Raw genomic sequence first — 16,584 nt, forward strand, 5'->3', positions numbered from 1 at the left:
GCCGGACCGTCCGAGTCCGGCGGGCGCCCGACGGGCGCATCGGCGCCTTCGAGATCAAGAACGCGCAGGAGCGTGGTGTCTGGGTGGCTTTCGCGCGGTACACGTACGACGAAGCCGGGGATCTCACGTCCGCGACCGACGCTGACGGATACACGACGCGCTACACCTACCAGGAACCCCTCCTCACCTCACATACGAGCCCCATCGGGCTCACGTCACGTCGTTCAGGACCGCTCCCTCGAGCACGCCGCCCTTCGCCGAGCCATGATCCCTCCTTCGCGAGCACCGGATGCGCCGGCCATGGGCCCGGCGGCGGCGGAGCGCGGCGTCCTTGCCTTCTGGCGCGAGGTCGAGCGCTGCCGCAGCACCCCGCTCGGCGGGAAGGCGCGCGCCGGCGCCGTGGCGGGCCTCGAAGGGTGGCTGGAGCATGGTGGTGCGCGCGTGGCGCTGCTCGGGCCGAGCGGGCGCGGAAAGTCAGCGCTGCTGGGCACCTGGGCCCTGGAGCTGGCCCGCGCGGGCCGACACGAGGTCGCGTTCGTCCCCGTGAGCCGCCGGTTCGGTACGGCGCTGGAGCCTACGGCGCTGAACCTCCTTTACGCGCGCGTGGCTCCGTTCCTCAGGTCGCCGCGGCGCACCGGCGAACGGCCGCACGGGGTCGAGGAGACGCGGCGCGACCTTGCGAGCATGCTTGAGGAGGGCCGCCCGCCCGGAAGCAGGCCGCTCGTCTTGATCCTCGACGGGTTCGACGAGGCCGTCACCTGGACCCCCGATGCAGCGCAGCGCTTCCTGCGAGAGCTCGGCCCCGGCGTGCGCGCCGTGCTGTCGGCGCGCTCGCTTGAGGCGCAGGGAGGCATTCGGGAGGAGACGGAGGTGGTCGCGTTGCCACCGATCGCGGCCGACGAGGTCGTGGAGGCCATCGGGCGAAGGCGCGGCGATCTGCCGGCCAGCGTGAAGGATGATGTTGCACGGGTGAGCGGCGGCGAGCCGCTGCTCGTGGAGGCGCTCATCGAGGCCCTCTCGCGGGATCTCGCGGCTGTGGGAACGGCGCTCGCGGGCGCTCCCGTCGGAGCTTCGGGGGTCCTCGAGCTCTGCGCCGGCGGCTCGATCCTCTCCGCGCTGCCATGGCTTGCAGGCGCGCTCGGGCCGATCGAGGGGGAGGAGCTCTTCGCGATCTCGACGGTGAGCGCCGGAGCCTGGAACGAGCTGATCGGACCGCTCGTCGCCGCCGGAGAGACCGGCCTCGCGCTTCGTCACCCGGCCTGGGCGGAGGCCGCCCTAGCGCGGATCGCGCCGCACCAGCGCGCGGCGATCGATCACCGGTTCGCCGACCACGGGAAGCGCGCATTCGCCTCGGGCACGGTCTCCGAGTACGTATGCCGGAACTGGCGCGCTCACCTGGAGCGGGTCGACGCGAGCCTCGCAGAGCGGCTCGAGCTGGTCTCGAGTGCGTGGCTCGATGTGTGGAGGACGCGCCCGGATGGGTCGTCCGGGTTCATCGCCGACGTGGACGCGACGGCAGCCTGCGCGGCGAGCCTTCTGATCGATGCCGCCGCCGGGGGCGATGTCGTGGCGGCGCTGGCCGCGCGGGTCCGCTGCCTGCTCGTCACGAGCTCCGTGCGGACGATCCTTGGCTTCGAGGAAGCGCGGCGCGCGCTCGCCGCGCAGAACGAGGAGGAGGAAGGGGAAGGGGCCGAGGGCGGCGAGGGCTCCGCCGGACCGCGCATCGAGATGCCGCGCGTCGGCGAGGACGTCTTCGACGCCGTCCGGCCGATCGCCGATGCCGGGGAGCGCGCCGGCGCCCTGATCCGGCTGGCGCGCGAGCTGCCCGACGCCGAGCGCGCCGTTGTGTTCGGCTGGGCGCTCGAGGCCGCCAGCGAGGAGCACGCCGGCGGGGCCGCGCTCGCCGCCGCGGTGTGCGAGCTCGACGGGCAGACGCGCGTGACGGCTGCGCGCGCGGCGGCGGCGCGGCTCGGTCGCGAGCGGACCGAGGAGAGCCGGATCGCGCGCGTGTCCCTGGCGGCGCTGCTGCCCGACTCCGAGGCGCTCGACCTCGGTCGCGCCGCGTTCGCCGAGGTCCCGGCCGACGCGAGGAGCGACGAGCTGCGGCGGCTCTCGGAGGCCGCCGCGCGATTGTCTCCCTCGGTGGTGCGCGGGCTCTGGGCATGGTCCGAGGCGCTGCCCCCCTCGGAGCGGCACCTGGTGCTCGCGCGCCTTGCTGCGGGTCTGCCCGCGGCGGAGCGGGAAGCGGGCGCGTCGGAGGCGCTGGGGCTCGCGCTGTCGCTGCTGGCGGACGACGCGCTGCCGGCGGACGCGTGCTGGAGCATCTGCGTGCTTGCGCCGCACGCACCTGCCGGCGCCGCGCCCGCGCTGGTCCAGGCGTGCGCGGCTGCGGCCGGCTTCCGGCGCCCGGTGGTGACGGCCGTCGCCGCGCGCCTCTGCGATCTGGGCCGCGTGGATGATGCGCTCGCGCTCGTGGCGACGCTGCCCGACGCATCGGACCGGATCGAGGTACGGTCCGCGCTGCTCGCGCATCTCCCCGCCGCGATCCGCGAGGCCGCCTGGGCCCAGCTGTCGAGCGAGCTGCGAGCGAGCGACGGCGCGCGCACGCTTCTCGAGCGGAACGCCGCTGCGTGGACCCGGGCTCTCGGGGCGGATGCGGTCCTCGACCTGTCACGCGAGCTCGGCGCCACGTGGCCAGCCCTGGTCGCGATCGCCGGGGCCTCGCCAGACCATGCGCCGGCGATCACGCGCGATCTGCTCGCGCGCGCCCTCGAGCTGCCGAGCGACGAGGACGAGGCGCTCTTTGCGCTGGTCCCGCTGGCCGCCTCGATGACCGATCCGCACGCGCGTCGCCTCTGCCAGCGCCTCCTGAACGACCTCGACTGGAAGCGGCGGCCTGATCTCCTCGACGACTGGACGAAGGACGACCTCGGGCACCTGGCGCCCTTGTTCGCCCGCGTCGCTGGATCGCAGGGCGTCGCCGAGGTGGCCCGGGAGATCGCCGACGTCGCGCGGTGGATGCCCTGAGCGTCCGCGGAGAGATCTCTCGCACCGAGCCCTTCCCCTGGCCCTGAGTCTCAATACTGCCGAACCGCACCGCCTCCTCGACCTAGTCCTCGATCAAGCGCTTGATTGAGGTCTATAATGACCCACCCTGACCGGCGCTGACCAGAGGGTGCCTCGTTGACCCGAGCGTGACCCGAAGTGGGATCGTGATTGACCGGGTTGGCCCAACCTGCCCGGAGGGGCGGGAGGTCGGACCAGGCAGGCTCGTCCTTGACGTGGCCAGGGGCCGGGCTCCACGTGCTCCTCGGGGGGAGCACATGAGACGGCTGCTGCGTGTGCTGGGTCTTCTCGGAGCCACAGGTCTGGCGATGACGATGGGATGTGGAGCATCGCCAGAGGTGGACGAACCTGAAGCGGCCAGCGGCGAGGTCGAACTGCCTGACTCCCTGGACGAGTGCAACCGGGCATGTCGGAACGGACAGCAGGCGATGGAGCAGTTTTGCGCCCAGCTACCACCGGATCCTCGCTTGAGGGCCGGTTGTTGGGCGGCGGCGAAGGGTAGCTTGGTCGCGTGCCTCGGCTGGTGCTACTGGCACTACGGTACGTGAAGAGAACGTCCGCTTGACACCCTGCGGGAAGGGGCCGCAAGGTGCGTCCTGATGCAGGACGACACCCCGCTCGAACCCATCGCAGAACGCCGCCTCTCGGTCGTAGGCGAGCCCGGCCGGGTGGTGACCGTCACCATCGGCAAGCCCATGCGGAAGCCGTCCGGCGACTGGGCGTGCCCGGTCGATATTCAGGGACTTCAGGAAGCGGTGCGAGATTCCGCCTACGGTGTGGACGCCGTGCAAGCTCTACAGCTCGCCTTCGAGACGGCTCGTCAGTCCCTCAAGAACTCTGGGCTTCCGGTCACCTGGTGCGACGGAGAGCCCGGAGAGACGGGATTCCCCGTCGCCGTGCCGTACATCTTTGGCCGCGCTTTCGAGGACAGGATGGAGCGTCTGATCGAGGATGAGATCGAGAAGGCCGTGGAGGCGAAGAAGAAGGGGGCGCCCGGCTGACCCCCCTCCCGAGGGCACCATGCTCCGAGAGGGGGCGTGGCTGGGCGGGGACGCCGATCGCGGCGGAGATAAGGCGGGCGCTGCTGCAGTAGCAGCGGGCTTCCCAGGTTCGTCGCTGGATCGCGGGAGGAGGGCCCGGGGGCCCCGGGCTCTCTTCATCCCCTATTCGTCAGGCGCCGCTGCCCGATCGCCTCCCTCGGGAGAGGCGGCAATCCACGGATTGTCGAGATCCAGCCGCGGGAAGTTTCCACTCTGGAACTCGGCGATCCGCTCCTCGCCGAAGGCCTCCAGGCTCTCCTGGAGCTCGCGGTAGGTCACGCATCGCACCTCGAGCCTCCCGCAGATCTCGCTGGCGAAGCGCTTGAGGGCGTTCCAGTAGGCGCCCTGGTTCCAGAGCGAGAAATGGTGGCCGATGTGAAGAGGCGCCCGGTTGCCGCTGTAATTGCCGTGGAAGTAGTCGAGGTACGTCTCGTAGGTCTGATCCTCGAACTGCTTGCACTTGACGGGATCGCTCACCGGCCGCGCGCTGGACTGGGCGTAGTAGAAGTTGTAATCCATCGAGAGGGTCTTCTTGCCGGTGCCCGCGATCCTCAGCTCGGCCAGCGGGAAGTTCCACACGCCATCGAGCTTCTCTGGCCAGTAATCCGCCGGCGCCGTGCGGCTCGCATCGTACTTGAAGCCGAACTTCCTCAGAGCAGGCCAGAGACCGGGGGTCACCGCGAGGTAGGGAGCGCGGAGGCCGATCACGTCCGCCTTGATCCCGGGGCGCCAGGCATGTTCGCCGGCCTCGGCGGCCGTGAAGCCGTTGTTCCTGAAGACCTCATCGAAGGTGAGCAGGTTGAACTGCCTGAGCTCACTCTCCCAGTCCTCCTCTGTCCAGCCCTCCGCCTTGGCCTGGAAATGCCCGTTCGCGTGCGAGGCGATCTCGTTCCCTTCCGCGTCGGCCTGATTGACGTAATCGATGCGCTCGAGGATGTCGGCCCTGCTGCGGCTGAAGCCGATGTCCGATTGGCCGGGGCGGTGCCTGGGCCCGTGATAGATCGTCTTGTTCTCGGGCGCGAGGAAATAGACCCCGCTGATGAAGTAGGTGAAGCCGAAGCTCGGCGCCTGTCTCGCCCTGAGCTCGCGCGCGAAGCGGAGGGTGTCTTCCCAGCGGTCCAGCGCGAGCGACCCATCGAAGGAGAACACGACGAACTGCGGGGGGCGGCGCTCCGCCGCAAAGGCGGCAGCGGGGAGGGCGATGGCGATGGCGATGGCAATCGCCAGGGCGCGGCCCTTGGAAAACAGCGGATTCATGGCGAGGTCCTCCTCCTCGGCGCCGCGGCCGGCGGTTGACGCATTCGTGCCCTCGACGGGGGCGACCGGCGCCAACCTTGTACATTCATTGGTGCTCCCGCCAGAAGCCGTCAATCACGCGGCGTGCCGCAGGGGGCTCGTGGCCGGGAGGTATCCCGCCGCTATGGCGCGCGTCATGGGCTCCGCCAATGCAGCGTTATCCGCTTCCGCCCCGCCCCCCCGTCTCCGCCCCCGCGCTCTCGCCCTCAGCGCCGCCATCGCCAGCTCTCGCCCCCCGCCTGCACCCGCACCACCCCCTCCTCCCGTCTGCCCACCTTCCTGCCCACTTTGCCCCTTCCTGGCGCCCTCGACGAGCCGGTCGAGCTCGTCGAACTCGAATCCCGCTCGGCTTCTGCCGGTTCGCCTCCGCGTAGCCCTCGATGAACCGCGGGGCGAACTCGCTGAGCGTGGGCACCTCCTTCGTCGTGGTCTCACAGCGCGGAGCTCTTCGAAGCGCCGGACATCGCGGCGCTCGTGGGGCGCCTCCGCTCGCTCACCGACGCGCTTGTCGCATCACCGGACGCGCCCCTCTCGAGCCTACTCCTGCCGTAGCTGCTTGGAGCCTCTCGCTGGACCTACTTCCCGCAGCACCTCTTCCACTTGCGCCCACTTCCGCAGGGACAGGGAGCTTGCCGCCCGATCGGTGCCGTGCCCGCGCCCGGCCTGCGCCCCGCCTGAGCCGCCTTCAGCAGCGGGTCGAGCACCATCCACGTATTGGCCGGTGTCCAGGGCTCGTGGAGCGCCTCAGCGAGCGCGCCCGGCAGGTAGAACTGCTCCGGCGTGCAACGAGCCGTGGCCGCGATGAGGTTCAGCGACACAAGCAGCTTCTTGCCGTCCGTGATCCCGTCGGCCCTGGACATCAACGGTAGCGTGCGGACGAGCTCTTCTCGGATCGGGTCATCCACTTTCGCCGCGTCCGGCTCAAAGTAGCTCTCGCCGACCCTGCGGAGCATCGCTTCGAGCTCCTCGGCAGGGGCTTCAAGGAACTGCGCTGTGATCTCGCAGCAGAGCTGCACCTCGCGGCCCATCACCTCCCGGAGGCGCTTGGCCTGCGGCGTGAGGGCGGTGCTGGGGGCCGCGTGAAGCGCCTTCACGATCTCGGCGCGGGTGTTCTTCGCCCGGGTCCCGATCGCGAGGAGCGCGAACAACGTGTCGAGCAGCTCGAAGAAGCTCACGTCCTCCGCGAGCGCCCGCTTGTAGTCGGGCAGCATGAGCTTGCCGAGGCGCGCCGCCGCCCACGCGCCCTTGAGGATGAACGTGACGACGCCCGTCCCGGTGAGGGGATAGCTGAACGCGGCTCGCGCTCCCTTGTGCTGGTCGGTGAGCGACACGTACTGGTCTCGATCGGCCGTGATCGCGCCCAGGAGCGCCATGTGCCCTGCGGCGTGCAGGAGGTTCCAGTACGCGTGGAGGACCTCCTCGTCCTGGGCCCGGCGGCTGCGACGCGTCCGGAGCATGGGCCCCTGCAGCGAGAGCTCCCGCCCCATGGCCAGGTAGAGGTCGAGGAACACCGGTCCGAGGAGCGGCTCCCAGGCCGCGACGGCGAGGAAGTCCTCCCGGCTCACCGAGTCGGACGCGACGAGGAGGCGCCGCAGCAGGCGCGCGTGCGCTCGCTCTCCGCCGAGCTGCTTCGCGAGGACCATCTTCTCCCGGAGCCGGGTCACCTTGCGAGCGATCGCGTCGAGCTCGCCGCGCTTCACGATGGGGAGATCCCCGGCCCGCATGCCCCGACCGAGGCACGTGACGAAGTGGCCGCTGCGCGTGACGACCAGGAACGGCCCCTGCACGGGATCGTCGAGCGAGATCGCCACCCGCTCCACGCGCTCCGGCAGCGTCGCGGCGTCGAGCACGGCGCGGAGCAGCTCCGGGTCGCGGTAGAGCTCGAGAGCGAGATCCACCTCGCTGCGCGGCAGGCGATCGAGGCGTGAGAGGAAGTGCTCCGCGTGTTGCACGCCGGCCTGGGTACCCGCGCGGACAGAGAGCGGCAAGCCCGCTATTTCATCCAGCATCGGTTTGATTTTGTGAGAAATTCAAACGCATCGGCGGAAAGCTAGACGATCTCGCCGGGCCATGATCTCGTCCGCGTCCGGAGGCCCATGGATGGAACGACGCGCTGCCGGTGGGAGTGTCGCGGCAGGAACAGTGGCCGATGAAGCGGTGGATACGTGGGAGAGCGCGGCTCCGCTTTCTCGGGCTGTGCCGGCACGGGCTGTGAATCTGTACCTGAACGGCGCGGGCGCCGGGCTGCTCGCCAAGGAGACGCCATGTCTCGCTGGCGTACCTGTGCCGGGGCCGCCCGCGTGTTAGCCAGGGAGCTCGCGGACAGATGAGCGAGTACCAGTGGTACGAGTTCGTCGCGCTCGATCGTCCCCTCACGCCGAAGCAGATGGCGGAGCTCAGGGCCATCTCGACGCGCGCCGACATCACGCCCACGCGCTTCTGGAACGAGTACCAGTGGGGCAACCTCAAGGCCGATCCGGCGAAGCTCCTCGAACGCTACTTCGACGCGCACCTTTACTTCGCCAACTGGGGTACGCGGCGGCTGATGCTCCGGCTGCCGGCGGCGCGCGTGGACAGGAAGCAGCTCCACCCGTACTTCCCCGGCGGCGCAGCACGCATGACGGAGGCCGGCGAGCGCGTCGTGCTCGAGCTGGTGAGCGAGACCGAGGAGCCCGAGGACGACTTCACGAGCGGCGCGTCGCTCTCCTCGCTGGTGCCGGTACGGAACGAGCTTCTGCGCGGAGATCTGCGCGCCGCGTACCTCGCGTGGCTCCTCGCGGTCGAGGCGGGCGATGTCGAGGACGACGAGACGGAGCCGCCACTGCCGCCGGGGCTTCGCGAGCTCTCCGCGCCGCTCCAGGCGATGGTCGGCTTCCTTCGCCTCGACGGCGATCTCCTGTCGGCCGCGGCGGAGCCGAGCGGCGCGGAGCCAGAGGATGCCGACGCCCTCCGCGCGTGGGTCGGCGCGCTCCCCGCGCGCACAAAGGATCAGTGGCTACGACGCGCGGTGGATGAGCCGGATCTCGCGCTCGGCGCCGAGCTGCGCCGCGCGTTCCGTGCCCGGGTGAAGGCGAAAGCCACCAGGGCTCCGCGGACCGTCGCGGAGCTGCGCGCGGCGGCCGAGGAGCGCCGCGCGAAGAGAGAGCGCGCCGAGGCGCTCCGCGCCGAGCGGTCGCGCAAGGCCGCAGAGGCCGCCCGGACGAAGCAGCTCGACGCGCTCGCGAGGCGGCTCGACGCAGCGTGGAGCGAGCTGGAGGCGCTTGTCGCGAAGAGCGCCCACGACGAGGCGCTGAAGCTGGCCATCGACCTTCGCGACCTTGCCGCGCGCGATGGCACGAGCGCTGGGTTCGCGGAGAGGTTCGAGGTGATGCGGAAGCGACAGTCGCGGCGCCGGGGCTTCTTCGACCGCTGGAAGCGGGAGAACGCGCCGAGGCGATGGTGAAGATGGTGAAGAAAGACGAGGGCCGAGCCAGGCGCCCGCCGCCGCAGCCAGCGGAGCGTCCGCTCGACGACGGCGTGCGCTACGGCCCGGAGACGTGGCGCGAGATCGACGGCGTCGCCTTCTGCCACTGGGATCGGTGGCTCCTGCGGCTGGCGCTGGCGGAGCCGCGCGGCCTCGCTGCGATCCAGCGTGAGCTCCGTGCGCGCACCGCGAATCGGCGCCTCGACCGCGACGTGGCCGAGGCGATGCTGGCGCAGGTGGTCGACCTTCGTGGCCGGCTCGCGCGCCTCGCGCGGACCCCGGAGGCGATCGGGCGGCGATGACGGTCATCATCGAGATGATGGACCGGGTCGACGACTCCCTCGCGGACATGAGCCAGGTGTTCGCGGCGAGCGAGCGCGCGTACCTCGCGCTCGCCCGCGAGCATGCCGGGCTCGACGGGCTCCTGCGCGACCTCCTCGAGCTCGCCGCGTGGGAGAACTACGGGCTCCTCCGCGGCGTCGACGACTTCCTGGGGGCACTCAAGGAGGAGCACGCGGACCTCGCCGTCCGTGAGCTTTCCGGGATCATCGCGGAGCTGCGGCGAGAGCGCCTCGATGACCAGCTCGCCCTTGCGCTCGCGCTCCGCAAGGCGGTGCTGGCCCCCTGGGGATAGGATGGGAACCGCGGCGCGCCGGCCTCGCCCAGAGGAAGTGACCTTCGGAGCGCGGCGATTCCCATCCTGAATCGCCGCCGTCCGCGCCATGATCGGCGAGACGCTGAGTGCGCTCGTTGCGCGGCCGCGCAACGCGGCCACAGCCGGCGCGCTGAGAAGGGGGGTGAGGGGCCCAGGTGTGGCGGAAATTCGGCGGCGGGGTCGACGTCCACGTGTCGCTCGCGGAATCGTGGATCTCGGCGCGCTCGCCCGCATCGACGAGGCCGCGCGAACGCAGTGGATTGCGGTCCGGAGGGGGTCCCGAGGCCGCGCGAACGCAGTGGATTGCGGTCCGGAGGGGTCCGGACCCCCCATCTGGCACAAAAACTGGCGCTTCCGAGGGGGTGGTGGCGCAGATTTGCGCGGTTTTGGACGCTGTTTGGCACAAAAATCCACCCGAAAGACGGTCCGTGGCACGTTCCGGAGGGGTCCGGGACCCGGTGTGTCGCAATGCATTGCGTCTGTGCCGGTGCCGGACCCCCCTCGCTTGGCACAGGATCGAGCCGTTTGGCACACCCCAGGCCGGTGCGCCGTTGAAATTGACACAGAGCGCAGCGCCGATCCACGCGAACGACGTGGAGTGCTGAAGTGCCTCGCGATCGCCGGGAGCGGGATCGTGGCGATGTTCGACTTTCTCGCGAAGGAAGCGCTGGCCGAGGGGACGCTCGTGACCGTGCTCGAGGAATTTCGGACGATGAGCTGGCCGATTCACGCGCTGTATCCGAAGAATCGGCATTTGTTGCCGAAGGTTCGGGTGTTTATTGATTTCTTTGCGGAGATCTTCGCGCCGTCAGGGCCGCGGCGGCGGGGAGAGCGCCGGCGGAGCGCGCGGCGTGGGTGAGAGGGGAGTTGATGGCTCTGGTCTGGCGTCTTGGACCGGGCGTCGCTACGCCCCGAACTCCGCGATTGACCGGCAGACGCGGCGGAGCCGGTCGCGCAGCCACCGGTGCGCGGGGTCGGCATCGAAGCGGGGGTGCCACGCCTGCGCGATGGTGATGGCTGGCGTGGTCGCGGGCAGCGGGAACATGACGAGAGCGAAGCGCGGGGCGGCCTGCGCGAGCCAACTCGACAGGGACGCGCCGCGAGTGGCACCTGCTGCTGCGCGGCAGGAGCTCGAAGCGGCGGCGGAGGAAAGGCTGCAGCAGATGAAAGAGGCTGCCGAGGAGAGACGACAGGCGAACCCCCGGGTGCAGTGCTGAAGACGGCTTCACCGTGCGAGGCCAGGTACAGAGCGCTGATCGCGATCAGCCGATCGCTGATCGCGATCACCTGTCGCACACCACCCGCGGCGCCTCGGTTGGGCCCGTCCCTGCGCGGTAGCTTCCTCGCGCACGAGCAGCGGCCTTTTTCTTCCGCATGCCGGATCCTGGCTGCCGGCCGGCTCGTGATGCCGGTTGCCGCAGCCGCAGAAAGGCGCGCATTTTGAGGTGGCAACGAGGCTGGCATCGCTCGTGCTCCTGCCGATGCCCAGAAGGACGGACCCATGGCAGAGCTCTTCTTCCAGAACCTTGTGAACCACCGCCCGGACGTGGTCCTGACGGCGACGTACGAAAACCTCCAGGCGTTCTACCGATATCTCGAACGCGCGAAGCACCACCTCGATCGCACGCGCTTCGAGCTCGGCTGGACGCTGCTCGGTGCGGTCGTGCGGCTCGACCCGCCACGCGGCGCGCGTGACGCGTCTTCGTGGCGCGCACAGCTTCAACAGCTTCTCGGGCAGCGCCGTTTGTTGCTGCGCCCCGCTCGCGGGCCTGCGCTCGCCCCGATCCATGTTCACGCCCAGGGCGGCTTCGTGGTGCTGGACGCGGCGCCGCAGCCCGGCGTGGAGATCGAGGTGAGCGTCGAGGGGACAGGGCAGGCGCTTCGAGCACTCCCGGTACCGATCAGTGCCGACGAACACATCCTGCCGGCGCTCGCCGATGCGGGCCCGGTGTGGATTGAGCTCGTGCAGCCCGCGGACGAGAGGAGCACAGCCGCGATGGACGCGTTCCTCGACGAGGACACGGACAAGGTCTACGAGGTTGTGTCGGGCGAGCGCGAGCGCGATGCCTACGCGGCTGCGCGCCGGATTGGCGTGCGGGAGCGCGACCCCGACCGTTTTGCGCTCCTGTTGACGCGTCTGCCGCGGACCCCTGTCCTGTGCATGCGCCCGAACACCTACGTGGTCGACTGCGAGATGCGCGCGATCCAGGCGCTGGAGAATCAGCCGCTGGCCGGGCATCGTCCGCTGATCCGGCTGTTCGAGAACCGTGAGAAAGTCGAGTGGCCGCGGCCATCGCCGCCCGCCGACTCCCCTGCCTGGCAGGTGCTGACCCGTGAGGAGCGGCCTGGCACACGCGATCAGCGCGAGTTCGTCGAGCGTGCGCTCCGGACGCCGGACTTCCTGCTGCTCGAAGGACCGCCAGGGTCGGGGAAGACGACAGCGATCGTCGAGCTCATCCTCCAGTTCGCTTCGCGTGGCCAACGTGTGCTGCTTTGCGCATCGACGCACGTCGCCGTCGACAACGTCCTCGAGCGCCTGAAGGACGCGAAGCGCCCCGGCGGCCCGGTGCTCGCGGTGCGCATCGGACCCGAGAAGCGCGTCGGCGAGAAGATCAAGGACTACTGCCTGAATCGGATGGTCGCGAAAGAGCTCGCGAACGTGCGCGCGGCCCTGGAGGAGACTTCGGAGCGAAGTGCGGGCCAGACGCACATGCTCGAGGCGTTGCGCGCCGAGGATGGCTCCGAGACGCTCAAGAGGATCCTGCTCGACTGCGCGGAGGTCGTATGCGGCACGACGATCGGGATCCTCAAGCACCCCGATATCGAGGGGAGGGTCCGGGGGGGCGGCGTGTGGGAGCCCATCTTCGACGCGCTCATCCTCGACGAGGCGAGCAAAACGCCGTTTGCGGAGTTTCTGGTGCCGGCGCTGCTCGCCCGGCGCTGGATCATCGTCGGTGATCGTCGCCAGCTGTCGCCTTATGTCGAGGAGGGGTGGATCGAGACGAACGTGGAGGCTGCGCTTCCCGCGGCGTCGCGCGAGGAGACGGGTCGGGTACTTCTGGACGCGTTCACGCTCAGCCGGTCCGAGGATGGCGCCCTGCTCGTGGCGTCCGAGAGCGAGGAGGTCCGTTCGGTCTACGCAGAGCGGATCGTGGAGCTTTTCCCCGGTGAGCCCGTCGTTCGTCTCGATGCCGGTGAGCTGCCTGGGCCGCTGCTCCTCGCCGCAGCCCGCGCGGTCATCGGGACGCCAGCCCAGCTTGCAGCGGTCGAAGAGAAGCTCCCGCTCCCCACCTGCGCCGTCCGCCTTCCGGCCGGCGAGCTCGAGGCGACACGACGTCGGCACGAAGCGCGGGCACGGCGCCGCCAAGATGACGAGGAGTCCTGGGCGAAGTCCGTGACATGGCGACTCGTGCGCGACTACGAGCTGCGTCTGTTGCCTGAGCTGCTGGGTGGCGAGGAGGGCACCTCCGTCGCGCAGAAGTACGCGCGGGAGCTCGATCTGCTGCTGCCCCGCGCGGGTGGCTCCCATCTGTTCGCGCGGGTGCGCGAGAACATCGAGCGTGTCCGTCGGGTCGCGCTGCCGTCGATCCTCGAATCGCTCCAGGTAGGCTTCGATCCGGCGCGCACGGCGCAAGGGCGGGGCTTCTGGAGCAACACGCTCGCCCTGGGGCTGACGCCGGCGGAGAAGACGGAACGGCTCGTCTCGCTCCGCTACCAGCACCGGATGCACCCGGAGATCGCCAGTTTTCCACACAGGCACATCTATGGCGGCGAGCTGCTTGAGACTCCCGAGGGCATGGCGGAGGATCGCCCGTTCCCATGCCCGAGGTATCGCTCGCGGGTGGTGCTGCTCGATGTCCGTGGACAGGAGACGAGCCGTCCTCCTCTCGCCAACGAGGCCGAAGCTTGCGTCGTCCTCGAGGAGCTGCGCGCGCTCGTGACCTGGGCCGCAGGCGTGCCGCGCAGGGAGCCTTGGTACGTTGCCGTGCTGACGTTCTACCGCGGGCAGGAGCGGCTGATCCGAGACCTGCTCCGCGCAGAGACGGGCCAGCACGGCCATCAACGGCACTTCACGTTCGATGACGAAGGTCGACGGCTCCTCGAAGTCGACCTCTGCACCGTCGACCGGTACCAGGGGCAGGAGGCGGACATTGTACTGCTCTCGCTAGTCCGCACTCGGAGCCCGGGCTTCCTGAACAGCCCCAACCGGCTGAACGTGGCGATCACGAGGGCGCGCTACCAGCTCGTGCTCATCGGGCACGGGCAATTTCTGGCGAAGCAGAAGGAGCGCGCACCGCTCTGCTCCCGGCTCGCATGGGATCTCAAACACCGGGGTTACGTCGAAATTCGTTACTAGAAGGGATGAGCCATGAACATCGTACTGCGACGGACTGTCAACGTCCAATGGGCGCTCGTGCAAGGGAAGGTCGCCTTCGCCGAGAGACGCGTGGCGGAGCACGCCGTGGTGGCTTGGGCGGCGGAGCGGCTGCGTGACGGACTCGAGACGCGCGCCGAGCAGCTCTGCGAGCCCGCGACACAGGGGCCGCTCCTCGGGCTGCCGCCCGTGGTGGGCCGGAGGCTTGCCCGGGTCTGCGGAGAGCTCGGCTTGCTCCACCTCGACAAGGAGCGGATTGTCCGGCTCACGCCGGAGGGCGAGCGTGTGGCGGCGAGTGACGAGCCGCGTGTCTTCGTCCCGCAGAGCGGCGCCTGGTGGGTCTTCTGGGCCGAGGATCCCTTGATCTCCCAACCGCTGCTGCGCGTCGAGCCCGGCAAGGAGCCGCCAGCGCACAAAGAGCGCCAGGCGAGGAACGGAGAGCGCGGCGAGGCGAGGCGGCAGTTCCATGACCTGCCCGACCCGATCGCGGCGCTCTGCGATGAGCGCGGCGAGCGTCCGCCGCTGGAGCTCCCGGCGGCGAGGGATGGCCGTCCGGTCCGCATCGTCGCGCTCGAGCGCAAGGTCGAGCTCCTGCGCTCGGAGGACCGGTTCACGGTCGAGCTGAGGTTCGAGCCGGATGCGACGGAGGGGTTGCTCCGGCTCCGTGGCCGTGTGGCCGACAGCAGCATCGATGGGACGCTGCCACCGCTGCAAGGTCGGGAGCACGCGCACGTATGGCGCACGCTGCTCGGGTCGAAGGGAGCAGAGGACTGGTGGAATCCGCGCTCGGGGAAGCTGCAGGTGCCGTTCAAGGGCCTGCGCGACGAGGCCCGGGAGAGCTTCCGGCTCCAGATGTCCTTCAGGACGCCGGAGCTCGATCGGCTCGGGCGATTCGACGACACGGTGGTCGACGGCATTCCCATCGAGCCGGCCACGCCAGGCGACGCGCAGCGCTGGTTCGAGTGGCTGCTGGAGCGACGGGCCGACCGCACGCAGTGGCCCGACGTCTTCACGTCCAACGCCGTGGAACTGATGCAGCTCTTTCCGGGCCTCAACGTCCGTGCGCAGGCCCAGAGCGATTTCGCGCGCGGGGTCCGTGGAGCGGAGCGCCCACGCGCCGCGTACTGGCATCTTCAGGCACCGCTGGACCTTGATGGAGGGGTATCGTGATCAGCAGCAGCATACCAGGCACACCCTGGGTCGAGGATCGATCCAGTGACGTCATCGAGGACATCTGGGCTCCCACGGGCGCGGCCACCGCGGCGCGGGCGCCGTCGACCGGCCGCATCCTCCAGGCGGAGGAGAGCGGGATGCTGGGCCGCGCCGTGGCAGAGGTGGTCGAGACGGCTCGCGACGTGGTGCTCGTCTCGAGCTTTCTCTTCGCCGATCCTGACACGGAGCGTGCGTTGCTCGACGCCGCCAGGCAGCGCCGCGTGAGGGTCTACCTCCTGGTCGCCTCGGAGGCGCGGCTCGATAAAGAGGTCCGCGCCGACGACGCGTTCGCGACCAAGACCGTCGAGGAGCACAAGCGGCTGCTCGATCGGCTCGCGGGATGGGTCTATGTGCGCTCGGCCGAGCACTTCCATGCGAAGTTCGTCATCGCCGATCCGAAGAGTCTGCCGCGGGGTGTGCTGCTCACAGCCAACCTCACCCGCGCTGCGCTCACACGGAATCACGAGCTCGGTATACGCTTGCGGCCCGAGGAGGCCCGAGCGCTCTCCGGGCTGTTCACCTGGGCCTTCTGGGAGTCGGCGCAGCGGGAGCTGCTCGAGGAGGGGCGCCTGCCACCGGTGGCGGCGCCGGCACGGCTCCCGCTCCCGGCTCCCGCGGGCGGCATCGTTGCGACAGCTGGAACGAGGCGTGATCTGCGCGCTGCCGTGCTCAACCTGATTGCGCAGGCGAAGCGCTCGCTGGTCGTCGCGACCTTCGGAATATCGGACCCTGAGGTGGTGGGTCTGATCGAGGCGCGCGCTCGGAGCGGTGTCGCGGTCACGCTCCTGGTTCGCCATCCTCGCTCAGCGATGTTCGAGACCCTAAGCCGGCTCGCGCGCGCGGGCGTGGAGGTGCTGGGCGTGAGCCAGTGGCTGCACGCCAAGGCGATCGTCGCCGACGGCGCGCGCGGCCTTCTGCTGACGGCGAACCTGGAGGCGCACGGACTCGAGCAAGGCTTCGAGGCAGGCGTGCAGCTCGCGGGTGACGACGCCGGCGACCTCGCGCGGGTGCTCGCCTCCTGGCGAGCGGCGGCTGCGTCGCGGCTCCGGGCATCGGAGCGTCTCGGTGAGCTGCGAGGAACGGTCCAGGTGATGAACGGCAAGGGTTACCGCGATCTCACGGTCGAGGCGAAGGGGCGGCTCGACGACGGCGTCACCAAGGTCGACTGCTGCACCCGGATCGCGAGCGCTCAGCCTCCCCCGCAGCGCCGCGCGCCGGACGGGAGGCTCTATCAGCAGGTCGAGCACGTGTGGTCGATCGAGCCGCCGGTCATCGCCAAGGGCGCGCGCCCTTCGCCTGCCCCGAAGGATGCAGAAGGGCCGGTGCCGCCGTTCCCGATCCACGTGGAGCCCGGCGGTCGGCGCGTCTTCGCGATCGACGGCCTCGGCGAGCTCGACGCCGCGCGGGCGGCCATGGCGGCGTTCGGCGTCCAGGCGGTCGTGCTACGGGGGTGAGCGATGGGTGTACAGGCGACGGA

Annotated in this window: 12 protein-coding genes; 9 read left to right on the plus strand and 3 right to left on the minus strand. The window is 70.1% G+C overall.

Features of this window, described 5'->3' with window-relative positions:
* Nucleotides 1-264 precede the first annotated feature (264 nt).
* Together WMF17_RS16145 and WMF17_RS16150 are read left to right on the plus strand one after the other, a co-directional pair.
* The gene (locus tag WMF17_RS16145; protein WP_437651503.1) at nucleotides 265-3,027 is read left to right on the plus strand and encodes a hypothetical protein; all 2,763 of its coding nucleotides are present in this window, start codon (nucleotides 265-267) and stop codon (nucleotides 3,025-3,027) included.
* Between the two features lie 638 nt (nucleotides 3,028-3,665).
* On the plus strand, nucleotides 3,666-4,067 hold the full coding sequence (locus tag WMF17_RS16150) for a DUF6968 family protein (protein ID WP_437650290.1): 402 nt from the start codon (nucleotides 3,666-3,668) through the stop codon (nucleotides 4,065-4,067).
* Nucleotides 4,068-4,229: 162 nt separating this feature from the next.
* Here WMF17_RS16150 and WMF17_RS16155 read toward each other — a convergent pair whose 3' ends face one another.
* A complete protein-coding gene (locus tag WMF17_RS16155; RefSeq protein WP_437602981.1) occupies nucleotides 4,230-5,363 on the minus strand; it encodes a hypothetical protein in 1,134 nt (377 codons plus the stop codon).
* A 614-nt stretch (nucleotides 5,364-5,977) separates the two neighbouring features.
* Entirely contained in the window at nucleotides 5,978-7,354 is a 1,377-nt protein-coding gene (locus WMF17_RS16160) for a YecA family protein (RefSeq protein ID WP_437650291.1), read from the minus strand.
* Between the two features lie 374 nt (nucleotides 7,355-7,728).
* On the opposite strand from WMF17_RS16160, the gene WMF17_RS16165 reads away from it, so the two are divergent.
* The 4 genes from WMF17_RS16165 to WMF17_RS16180 all read left to right on the plus strand — a co-directional run bounded on the left by WMF17_RS16165 (nucleotide 7,729) and on the right by WMF17_RS16180 (nucleotide 10,379).
* Nucleotides 7,729-8,844 (plus strand): hypothetical protein, encoded by a 1,116-nt coding sequence (locus WMF17_RS16165; RefSeq protein ID WP_437650292.1) that lies wholly within the window; start codon nucleotides 7,729-7,731, stop codon nucleotides 8,842-8,844.
* 2 nt (nucleotides 8,845-8,846) lie between these two features.
* Nucleotides 8,847-9,167, plus strand: coding sequence for a hypothetical protein (locus tag WMF17_RS16170; protein ID WP_437650294.1), 321 nt, complete (start codon nucleotides 8,847-8,849; stop codon nucleotides 9,165-9,167).
* The gene (locus tag WMF17_RS16175; RefSeq protein ID WP_437650296.1) at nucleotides 9,164-9,499 is read left to right on the plus strand and encodes a hypothetical protein; all 336 of its coding nucleotides are present in this window, start codon (nucleotides 9,164-9,166) and stop codon (nucleotides 9,497-9,499) included. The genes WMF17_RS16170 and WMF17_RS16175 overlap by 4 nt, the downstream gene beginning before the upstream one ends.
* 619 nt (nucleotides 9,500-10,118) lie before the next feature.
* Nucleotides 10,119-10,379 (plus strand): LysR substrate-binding domain-containing protein, encoded by a 261-nt coding sequence (locus tag WMF17_RS16180; RefSeq protein WP_437650298.1) that lies wholly within the window; start codon nucleotides 10,119-10,121, stop codon nucleotides 10,377-10,379.
* A 45-nt stretch (nucleotides 10,380-10,424) separates the two neighbouring features.
* On the opposite strand, the gene WMF17_RS16185 is transcribed toward WMF17_RS16180, so the two are convergent.
* On the minus strand, nucleotides 10,425-10,565 hold the full coding sequence (locus WMF17_RS16185; RefSeq protein ID WP_437650300.1) for a hypothetical protein: 141 nt from the start codon (nucleotides 10,563-10,565) through the stop codon (nucleotides 10,425-10,427).
* Nucleotides 10,566-11,183: 618 nt separating this feature from the next.
* Here WMF17_RS16185 and WMF17_RS16190 point away from each other — a divergent pair.
* From WMF17_RS16190 to WMF17_RS16200, 3 genes are read left to right on the plus strand one after another with little or no spacing between them, the layout of a single operon-like run.
* The gene (locus tag WMF17_RS16190; protein ID WP_437650302.1) at nucleotides 11,184-13,877 is read left to right on the plus strand and encodes an AAA domain-containing protein; all 2,694 of its coding nucleotides are present in this window, start codon (nucleotides 11,184-11,186) and stop codon (nucleotides 13,875-13,877) included.
* 12 nt (nucleotides 13,878-13,889) lie between these two features.
* Nucleotides 13,890-15,065: a hypothetical protein gene (locus WMF17_RS16195; RefSeq protein WP_437650304.1), complete on the plus strand. Its 1,176-nt coding sequence runs from the start codon at nucleotides 13,890-13,892 to the stop codon at nucleotides 15,063-15,065.
* The gene (locus WMF17_RS16200) at nucleotides 15,062-16,561 is read left to right on the plus strand and encodes a phospholipase D-like domain-containing protein (protein WP_437650306.1); all 1,500 of its coding nucleotides are present in this window, start codon (nucleotides 15,062-15,064) and stop codon (nucleotides 16,559-16,561) included. The genes WMF17_RS16195 and WMF17_RS16200 overlap by 4 nt, the downstream gene beginning before the upstream one ends.
* Nucleotides 16,562-16,584: the final 23 nt, after the last annotated feature.

Origin of the sequence: Sorangium sp. So ce362 (assembly GCF_051519845.1) — a bacterium.
Classification (GTDB): domain Bacteria; phylum Myxococcota_A; class Polyangia; order Polyangiales; family Polyangiaceae; genus Sorangium.

Coding starts and splice junctions, on each gene's coding strand:
- WMF17_RS16145 (WP_437651503.1), top strand. CDS start 265: ATGATCCCTCCTTCGCGAGCACCGGATGCGCCGGCCATGGGCCCGGCG.
- WMF17_RS16150 (WP_437650290.1), top strand. CDS start 3,666: ATGCAGGACGACACCCCGCTCGAACCCATCGCAGAACGCCGCCTCTCG.
- WMF17_RS16155 (WP_437602981.1), bottom strand. CDS start 5,363: ATGAATCCGCTGTTTTCCAAGGGCCGCGCCCTGGCGATTGCCATCGCC.
- WMF17_RS16165 (WP_437650292.1), top strand. CDS start 7,729: ATGAGCGAGTACCAGTGGTACGAGTTCGTCGCGCTCGATCGTCCCCTC.
- WMF17_RS16170 (WP_437650294.1), top strand. CDS start 8,847: ATGGTGAAGAAAGACGAGGGCCGAGCCAGGCGCCCGCCGCCGCAGCCA.
- WMF17_RS16175 (WP_437650296.1), top strand. CDS start 9,164: ATGACGGTCATCATCGAGATGATGGACCGGGTCGACGACTCCCTCGCG.
- WMF17_RS16185 (WP_437650300.1), bottom strand. CDS start 10,565: ATGTTCCCGCTGCCCGCGACCACGCCAGCCATCACCATCGCGCAGGCG.
- WMF17_RS16195 (WP_437650304.1), top strand. CDS start 13,890: ATGAACATCGTACTGCGACGGACTGTCAACGTCCAATGGGCGCTCGTG.